Genomic DNA, 8,329 nt, shown 5'->3' on the forward strand with positions numbered 1-8,329 from the left:
GCTGCCAAAAGAAGTTCAAGGTCGTATCAAATCTAGACTAGATAAATCTAGGGACGAATTCGCCCAACTCGTTTCTGATGGTATCAGCATTAGTAAAAGCGCTGTTCTAGACACTGAGGCGCAAGTATTCACAGGTCAAGAAGCCATAGACATAGGCTTTGCTGACAAACTGGTAAACGGACAAGAAGCTGTTCCTTTACTGCTCGACGTTATCAAATCAAATAATTCAATAGGAGTTTCAATGTCTACTGACAATAATCCACCTGAAACAGCAAAAACAGGCGCGGACAGCCAACTCACTCAATCAGATTTAGACGCTGCTAAGGCGGAAGGTGCAAAGATGGAGCGAGAACGTATCAGTGCCATTTTAAACAGTGATGAAGCAAAAAGCCGCACGAAAATGGCAACTCATTTAGCACTATCAACTAGCATGTCATCAGACGAAGCTTTGGGGCTTTTAAAAGTTTCAGCAAAAGAAGATGGGCAGGCGGGTGACATCGCCAAAGAGGATGACATAGGAGCGGCATTAGATGGTGCAATGTCAGACGAAGAGCAGCCGGACCTAGACACATCGGGTGATGCAGATGAACTTTCTGATACTGAAAAAGAAGAGCAAGCGCTGTTAGCCGCTCATGACAAAGTATTTGGTAAATAGGAGTAACAAATGGAACAGTTGATCCACGAACAGCTCACAGCGGGGGATCGTCCGCTGACTCAGAATACAGGCACTTTTGAGACTTCTCAAACGTTGCCAAAACTAACGCCACTCGGGAGAGTGACCGCAACCGGAAACCTGAAGAAATGGGAACCGGCTGCTAATGATGGCACTCAGTTTGCGAAATTTTTAACCGTTGGCACTGTTGATACTGCCACCGGAGCTAAGGCGGCTCCTTATTATGATGGAGGTCATTTCAATACAGACCTTATTAATTGGCCAGCAGGTGCAACAGACGCGCAAAAGTTAGGGGCGTTTGATGGTACACCGATTGCGATTGGAAAAGTTTTAGAATAAGGAATTAACAATGTCAGACACATACACACCACGAGCGCTGTACAGCGTAGTTCAAAAAAAGAAAGCGAAGGTATCTTCGCTTTTTTTAACGCTGTTTTTCCCCAATATGTACACTTTTGAAACGGAAGAAGTGGACATAGATAAAGTCGATGAAGCTGTTAATTCTGCGGTCTTTGTCGCGCCTGAAGTAAATGGGAAAGTTATTAGAACTCGTGGACACAAAACATCGAAGATCACACCGGCATCACTTAAGCCAAAGCATGACGTGGACATCAAAAAAACACTGAAAAGGCGGCCTGGGGAAGCTTTTTCTGGTGAACTAACAAAGCAGCAGCGCAGACAAGCAATCATCACTCAAAACTTGATTGATGAAGAATTAGCTATTCAACAAACCGAAGAGTGGATGGCGGTCCGAGCTGTCGTTGACGGGCATTACACGTGCGAGGGTGAAGGTCTGCCAGAGCCAATTAATGTGAATTTCAACCGCAGCCCTGAAAACCAAATTACGCTGGCTGGTGCAGCTTCATGGGTAGCAAAAGACCGTAAAACATACGATCCAATGAGAGATATTGAAAAGTATGCCGTAGCGTCCGAACATGGTTTAAACATATTAATTTGTGATCAACTTGGATGGGGCCTGCTTAATGAGTTCGATGCCATAAGCGACAAGCTCGAAACTAGAAGAGGCTCTAACTCACAACTAGAAACTGCACTCAAAGACCTAGGGAAAGATATTTCCTATAAAGGGTATCTCGGAGACGTTTTAGTCGTTGTTTATACTGGGCACAGACGTGTCAACGGAGTCAAACAAAACTACTTGGATGACTATACGTTTACATTTGGACACTCAGGTATTGAGTTGGCAAGGTTGTATGGTGCAATTTTGGATGATGATGCAATTGAGGCTGGCATGGAAGAAACGGACCGATTCCAAAAAGTTTATAAAGAAGAAGGGGACGTGGCTAAAACTTACACTGTTACGAAATCGGCCCCACTGATGGCAAATACAGATCCTGATGGGTTTGTAGTCATCAAATTAATCTAATCAACCTTTAAGCCGCTGTCTGCGGCTTTTTTTGTGAGTAAAACAATGAGCAATAAAATTGAACAGTTAACAGCAGAAGTAACAGAATTATCTTTGCAGTTGCAGCGAGAAATTGAACCGGAAAAGACAGAAGCTAAGCTAAAACAACAGGTCGAAGCTCTGACGGCAGAGTTAGCGGCTAAATCAGAAGAAAACAATACCAAAGTAGATCAACATAAACCTGAAAACGCAAAAGTTTTCAGTGAACGCAATGGTTTACTGATTCTGCAAGTTGATAAGTCGAATGATGATACCAGTTTTACAGTTGCACCAGGCGTAAACATATTGACTTCTGAGCAAGCGCAAATAGCGCTCAAGTATGATCAAGTAAAGCATTATGAACCTGCTTAGCAACGCTCTACAGAAGAGCTATTCGGCAGAAGAAAAGCTCTTCCTCGCAACTTCTGATAAAGCAATTTATGAAGGTAAAGAGGTAGATGCTGAAGTTGTAGAGCGAGTACGTGAGCGTGGTGATGCATACTCTAATTTCTCTCGCGAAGAGATAAAAACTGTGCGATTACTTCGCTCCCAATGTACCCCCGAGACTAGAACTCCCATAATCATTGGAAATGAAACCTTTCATTTATCAGAGCTTTATATGAAAGATGAAATTTCTATCACATTTATATTCACATGACGAAATTATCACGACAAATACGCGATATTCGCAAAACCGCAGAGATCAAGCTTAAACAAACGATCACTGATAGTGGAGAGCAGGTTAAAAGTGAACTCGTAGATGCAATTTATGATCGCTACGGGTTCCAAGATAAGAGCTACGTCAATGAGCGTTTAAAGTTGGATATTCAGCCGAGCCAGCTTGAGTTGATTGTTTATGCACGTCATCGAGTAAGTAGCGCGATTAACTTCGTTAAAGACCCTGTGTACCGTCAAAGTGTTAACCCCAAAACCCCGAACAAACTCGTTACTGCGGGTTATATAGGGGCGTTTTTGCGGGGTAAAACTAGTCATTGGAAAGGGGCCTTTATTTTTCAGGGTAAGAATAACAATGTCCTGCTTGGCTATCGTGAAAAAGGGCAGACAACTCGCGATATACCAGACGTACCCTATGGCCCCAGTGTTGCTGGCGCTCTAGGGGTAGTCAGTGACAGTGTGGAACCTTTCGTTGTACAGATGCTAACAAAAAAGTTTGAGAGATCATTATGACTCAACCATTAGAGGTGCTTGATGCGCTGGTAAAGTTTTTCAGTGCTTTTGCGCCATCTGAACGCGGCTTTTACAGATCGGGCTCGTTGGGCAGAGACCAAGATAAGAAAATTACAATTCAAGTCTTAGAGTTGAGTGATGGAAAGCCGCAACAGTTAGACGTTCTAGCTGTGTTAACTCACAGAGCTAATGGAGCGCTATTCGAAAATGCGGATAAGCTCCTATTAGAACTAGCTAATGAGATAAAGCTTGCAATCGAAAAAGAGAGTAAATCAATCAATAGCGCTCTAGATGGAAAAGCCATCGAGTTTGCCCTTACCGAATCAATCAAAATTCTACCACCGGAGCCGCAGGACAATGACGCAAAAGCGGTTTTTAGTTTAAGAGTAAAATTCAAATAGGAGTGAACATGTCGGATTCACAAGGTTTTATATTGCGTGGAGAGGTATTTCTCACACGTACTAATAGCAAAGGTGTGCCATTGCCAGGCACTGGCGCAGTAGGTCCAATTAACGCGGAACAGTTAGAGATTGAGCCCGATATTGAGGAAATTATCAGGCCATCAAGAAATAAAGCAACACATGGCAAATCATTAGGCCGAGTTCAAACCGCAAACCCAACAAAGTTAAAGCTTAAGTTTGATGAAGTTGATTCTAAAATTATTGCCGATGCCTTAGCGGCAGAGCATACAGCGTTGAATCAGCAAGCTATAAATGCAACAGATAAGCCAATCGCTTTAAACAGTGACGGCACTTGGAGTAGCTTAGGTGCAAAGCACATCACGTCAACAAATTGGGGCGTGAAACTGGGGGTAGATGACCTAGTGGATGGTGTTGACTACGAAGTTAAATGGGCGGCGGGCTTGATCAGACCATTGGCTGGTGGCCGAGTGATTAACGGTGGAGAAATAAAGGTTACTTATCAGGCTTTAGCGCTTGAGGGGAGTCGGATTAAGGGTGGAGAAGTTCAGGAGGTGAACTGGGCTATCTCGTTAACTGGCGTAAATATTGACAATGGCGATAAGGTGCAATTGGATGTTCCTCTTGCGCAAATGAGCTCAACTTCTGCACTTAACTTTTTGCAAAACGAATATATGTCACCGGAGTTTGAGGGGGTTGCCTCGATAGCTCAGGGCAAAGATTATGACTACTTGTTAGATGTAATCAGCTAAAAAACTTTTAATCAAAATCAAAGCTCCTTCGGGAGCTTTTTTATTGGGTATTTCAAATGTCTTTTAAAAATAAAATTGTTGAATTTGTCATAAAAGGCCGTGACCTTTTCTCTGGCGTTGCGCAAAACGCTGAAGAAAAAGCCGCAGGGCTAGAAAATACAATTGAAATCCTCAACGCTGAGCTTGCTAATACTGAGGCTCAACAAAAGGCTGTGGCACGATATCAAGAGTTGTCACAAACCCTCGATAAAACGAAAGATAGTTATACAAAGAATAATTTAGAGCTTGATAAACTTAAACAGCAAAAAGTTTCATTAAGTACTGAATCTAAAAAGCTGAGTAAAGATTTATCTACCGCTAAAGCTGAGTTAGAAAAGCTTGAGAATGCAAGCGCACAGGCTGGTAGTGAAAGTGTCGAGTTAGAGCGCACGCTTGCAGGGCAACGCAAAAAAGTAGAAAGTCTTGCTGATAGTTACCAAGAATCTGTAAAAGCTTTATCAGATCATGAGCTTGCACTTAAACAACAGCGGCAGACTGTTAATAGGCTGTCGAGTACGGTCACAAAAGGCCGTTCTGAGTTTGAGCGATTAGGAAAGTCGCTAAAAAGACAGCGAATAGATTTAGATAATTTGTCTGAAGCTAACAACAAGTTAGCGACAAAACAACGATTTGCACAGAAAGCAATATCAGACACAAATGCTAAGCTGTCTAAACAACAAAAGCTACTCGAACGGTCATCAAAAAGCGCTGAAGAATACGGCGGCAGTGTAACAAGTGTTACGCGCGATATCGTTGCGTTGGGCGCTGCATATTTAGGTATTGACCAGCTAACAACAAGTATCACCAATATATTTTCAACAGGTGATAAATTTGAGCGTTTAGGCGTTCAAATGACCGGCTTAATGGGCAGTATTGCGGGAGGTGAGCAGGCTACCGAGTGGATCAAAGAGTTTACCAAAAGCACACCTCTTCAACTCTCAGAAGTTAGCGAAGCATTTGTCAAACTAAAGGCGTTTGGTATTGATCCGACTGACGGGGCCATGCAGTCAATAGTCGATACAGCTTTTAAGCTTGGCGGCAGTTTTGAGCAAGTGGAGGGCATTTCTTTAGCACTAGGCCAAGCTTGGTCAAAGCAAAAGTTGCAAGGTGAAGAGATCTTACAGCTTATCGAGCGCGGTGTGCCAGTGTGGGATTTATTACAAAATGTCACTGGTAAAAATGTTCAGGAATTGCAAAAGCTCTCTAGCGCTGGGAAGTTAGGCCGTGATGTTATTGCGGACTTGATGGACGAGATGGGGCGTGACAGTGCAGGCAGTGCCGCAGCGCAAATGCAGTTATTAAGCGGCCAAGTTTCTAACGCAAAGGACAATCTCGACCAATTCTATAATTTAATTGCGCAAAGTGGCGCAATGGACTGGCTAAAACAGCAGCTAACGGATTTGAATAAAGAGTTTGCTGCAATGGCAGCCGATGGCAGGTTAAAAGCATGGGCTCAGTCAATTAGTGATTCTCTAGTCTCTGTTGGCGAGTCAATCAAAAGCGGGATTAGTTCACTAGTCGAGTACAAAGACGCAATTTTAACAGTGACCAAAGTTTGGCTTGCTCTAAAAGTTGGGACTTATTTCTCTAATGTTATTTCTGGTGCAAAGTCGGCAGTCGTGTCTTTAGCTGGTTATATAACTTCATTAAAAACAGTTGACGCACAAACAAAAGTTAATACAGCAAGTTCGCTTAGATTCAAAGGTGTTTTAACGTCAATAGGGGCCGTTAGCGCATACACTTTACTATTAGACCAGCTTGCAAATGTTTATATTCAGTATCAAAAGCTAAAAGGAATGTGGCGTGAGGTAGCTGCAAGCAAGCAAGCCGTAGACGAACAGGCCATTAAATTAGCGGATACATACGCACAGGTTAGCCGTGAGCTTGGTATAAATATCACGACTATGGCTGAGTTTGACGAAGCTGTGAGGCGGGGGCTTGTCGTTCAAAATGAGCAGACAGGAGCTTACGAAAGTGTAATCAGTAAACAAAAGGAACTTGAGACCACAACAAAAGCAAATACTTTGGCAGAGCAGGAAAGGCAAGCTTTCTTACAAATGAGCATCCCTCAAGCACTTGATGTGGTTAAGTCTTTAGACGCTCAAAGCGTCAGTTTGTCTGGTGTTCGTAATGGCGTTAACGGTTTCATATTGTCGCTAAACTCAGCGCGCGAAGCTTTGTCACTTTCAGAAGAAAAGTATGCTGATCAGATAGCGCACATTGACGACCTAAAACTAAAGTTTGAAGCGCATAATGAGAGCTTAAAGAGACAGTCATATTTAGCCGGTGATCTCAGTAAAGCGTATCAAGAGTTAGGCTTAACAAGTAGTGAGGCTCTAACAAAAACAGCCGAAAAGCTACAAGGCGCTTTTGAGTTAATTCAACAGCATAACCAACCAATAGCGGCACAGCAACAGGCGTTCTTGAAGTGGGCTGATGCAGCGATAAACGCCGCCGATGCGACAGATCAAACTGTTCCCTCAAGTGTAGAGGCTGCCGCTGCTGCATTAGGGTTAACGACTGAGCTAGACAAACTCATAGCGAAAGCTAATGAGTTAAAGCCTGTCACAGATACCAATTCAGAGGCAGTGACAAAATACCAGCGCGCAGTCGAACAAACTAATAAAGCCATTAGGGCTAATCAGCAAGTCATCGCGTCTAGCACAGCAACATCTAAGCAAAAAGCAGAAGCTCAAAAAGCACTTAGCGCGCAGCAAGTCCGTTTAACTCAGCAAACACAAGACCTTAACACGGTGCAGAACTTGGAACTTGCAACACTTGGACAACTCCAAGGTGAGCAAAGTGCTTTGCTTAGTAAACTAGACAGCCTTGGCGCTCAATACCAATCCGGCGCAATCAAAAGTCGAGAGTACAATCAAGAAAAAGGGCGACTGGAAGGTTTGCTACGTGTTGTTAACCAGCTTCTTGGAGATTTTAAAGGTGCGCAAGATGCCGCTACACAAGCTACTCAACGAGGGACCCAAGCAACAAAAGAGTCAACAAAAGCAAATGAACTTCAATTGAAAAGTCTAAGAGACCAGAAAAACGCTTTAGATAGTGTTAGTCGTAGCGCTTCAAGTGCTTCAAATAACGTTAGTTCACTGAACAGTGGCCCTCGGCCAACAGTTCAAACTATTGTTGATTATCAGGAAAAGCATGAAAAAGATAACGCTTACAGCTTTTCTAGTCGTGAAGTGCAGCAAGAAAAAGAGCGGCGTGCGCGTGAGCAGCTTCAATCTAGTCAGTATTCAAAATTTGAATCTCAAATCAACAACGCAGCATCAAAATCTGAACTGTCAAACCTTTACAAGCGAATTGTAAAACAATTGAACCATTTGGATCGGGAGCAGCGAAACTCATTAGCGGGTTTGATTCAGCAGCGTAGAGATGCACTTAAACAAGAAAGCAGCGCTAGTAGCTCTCAAAGTAGGCCGCAGGCATCATCAGCCAATGTTGAATACATACCTGCCTATCAACAACCGACAAGCGCACAGCCTCAATCATTTTTATCTTCGGGCAAAATAATTCGTTTGCAAGTTATCAGTTCGGATGAAGTTGTCGAAGACGCCTTGGTTGTTATGGAAGATAAGCTAATTGATAAATTAGAGAAGTTGAGTTTAGTTCAATGATTTTAGACAACATAGAGTATCCCCAATTTGTTTGGAAAAATGAGTATCAGGCATTGGGGATCGTTCAGCAAACAGAGTTCGCTTTAAACGGATCTTCGCATGTAGAAAAAAGCCAGATAATTGCGGGAAGGAGCATTGTTTTAGAGAGTGAACTAGAAGATATCTCATCGTTTGAAACTTTATTTAATCACTCACAGAACACGCTAACTTCATTCCAGATATCAATA

At 42.9% G+C, this 8,329-nt stretch carries 9 protein-coding genes and 1 pseudogene; all 10 read left to right on the forward strand.

Translation table 11 applies throughout. The features are described 5' to 3' along the window. Positions 1-655: S49 family peptidase (locus tag N473_RS23060; RefSeq protein WP_196766466.1), on the forward strand; the 655-nt coding region annotated here is incomplete at its 5' end. Between the two features lie 9 nt (positions 656-664). Continuing rightward, a complete protein-coding gene (locus N473_RS23065) occupies positions 665-1,012 on the forward strand; it encodes a head decoration protein (RefSeq protein WP_063369997.1) in 348 nt (115 codons plus the stop codon). 10 nt (positions 1,013-1,022) lie between these two features. Beyond that, complete coding sequence (locus N473_RS23070; protein ID WP_063369998.1) at positions 1,023-2,057, forward strand: major capsid protein; 1,035 nt, start codon at positions 1,023-1,025, stop codon at positions 2,055-2,057. 45 nt (positions 2,058-2,102) lie between these two features. Beyond that, a complete protein-coding gene (locus N473_RS23075; RefSeq protein WP_063369999.1) occupies positions 2,103-2,447 on the forward strand; it encodes a hypothetical protein in 345 nt (114 codons plus the stop codon). Further along, positions 2,434-2,733, forward strand: coding sequence for a hypothetical protein (locus tag N473_RS23080; RefSeq protein ID WP_063370000.1), 300 nt, complete (start codon positions 2,434-2,436; stop codon positions 2,731-2,733). Before N473_RS23075 ends, N473_RS23080 begins: the two co-directional genes overlap by 14 nt. Next, complete coding sequence (locus N473_RS23085; RefSeq protein WP_063370001.1) at positions 2,730-3,263, forward strand: hypothetical protein; 534 nt, start codon at positions 2,730-2,732, stop codon at positions 3,261-3,263. The genes N473_RS23080 and N473_RS23085 overlap by 4 nt, the downstream gene beginning before the upstream one ends. Further along, on the forward strand, positions 3,260-3,664 hold the full coding sequence (locus N473_RS23090) for a hypothetical protein (RefSeq protein WP_063370002.1): 405 nt from the start codon (positions 3,260-3,262) through the stop codon (positions 3,662-3,664). The genes N473_RS23085 and N473_RS23090 overlap by 4 nt, the downstream gene beginning before the upstream one ends. A gap of 8 nt (positions 3,665-3,672) precedes the next feature. Next, on the forward strand, positions 3,673-4,434 hold the full coding sequence (locus N473_RS23095) for a hypothetical protein (RefSeq protein ID WP_063370003.1): 762 nt from the start codon (positions 3,673-3,675) through the stop codon (positions 4,432-4,434). 56 nt (positions 4,435-4,490) lie between these two features. Beyond that, complete coding sequence (locus N473_RS23100; protein ID WP_081221393.1) at positions 4,491-8,102, forward strand: tape measure protein; 3,612 nt, start codon at positions 4,491-4,493, stop codon at positions 8,100-8,102. After that, a pseudogene (locus tag N473_RS26595) lies at positions 8,099-8,329 on the forward strand (hypothetical protein); the annotation flags it as partial. The gene N473_RS23100 and the pseudogene N473_RS26595, both read left to right, overlap by 4 nt.

The organism is Pseudoalteromonas luteoviolacea CPMOR-1 (assembly GCF_001625685.1).
GTDB classification, from domain to species: Bacteria; Pseudomonadota; Gammaproteobacteria; order Enterobacterales; family Alteromonadaceae; genus Pseudoalteromonas; species Pseudoalteromonas luteoviolacea_K.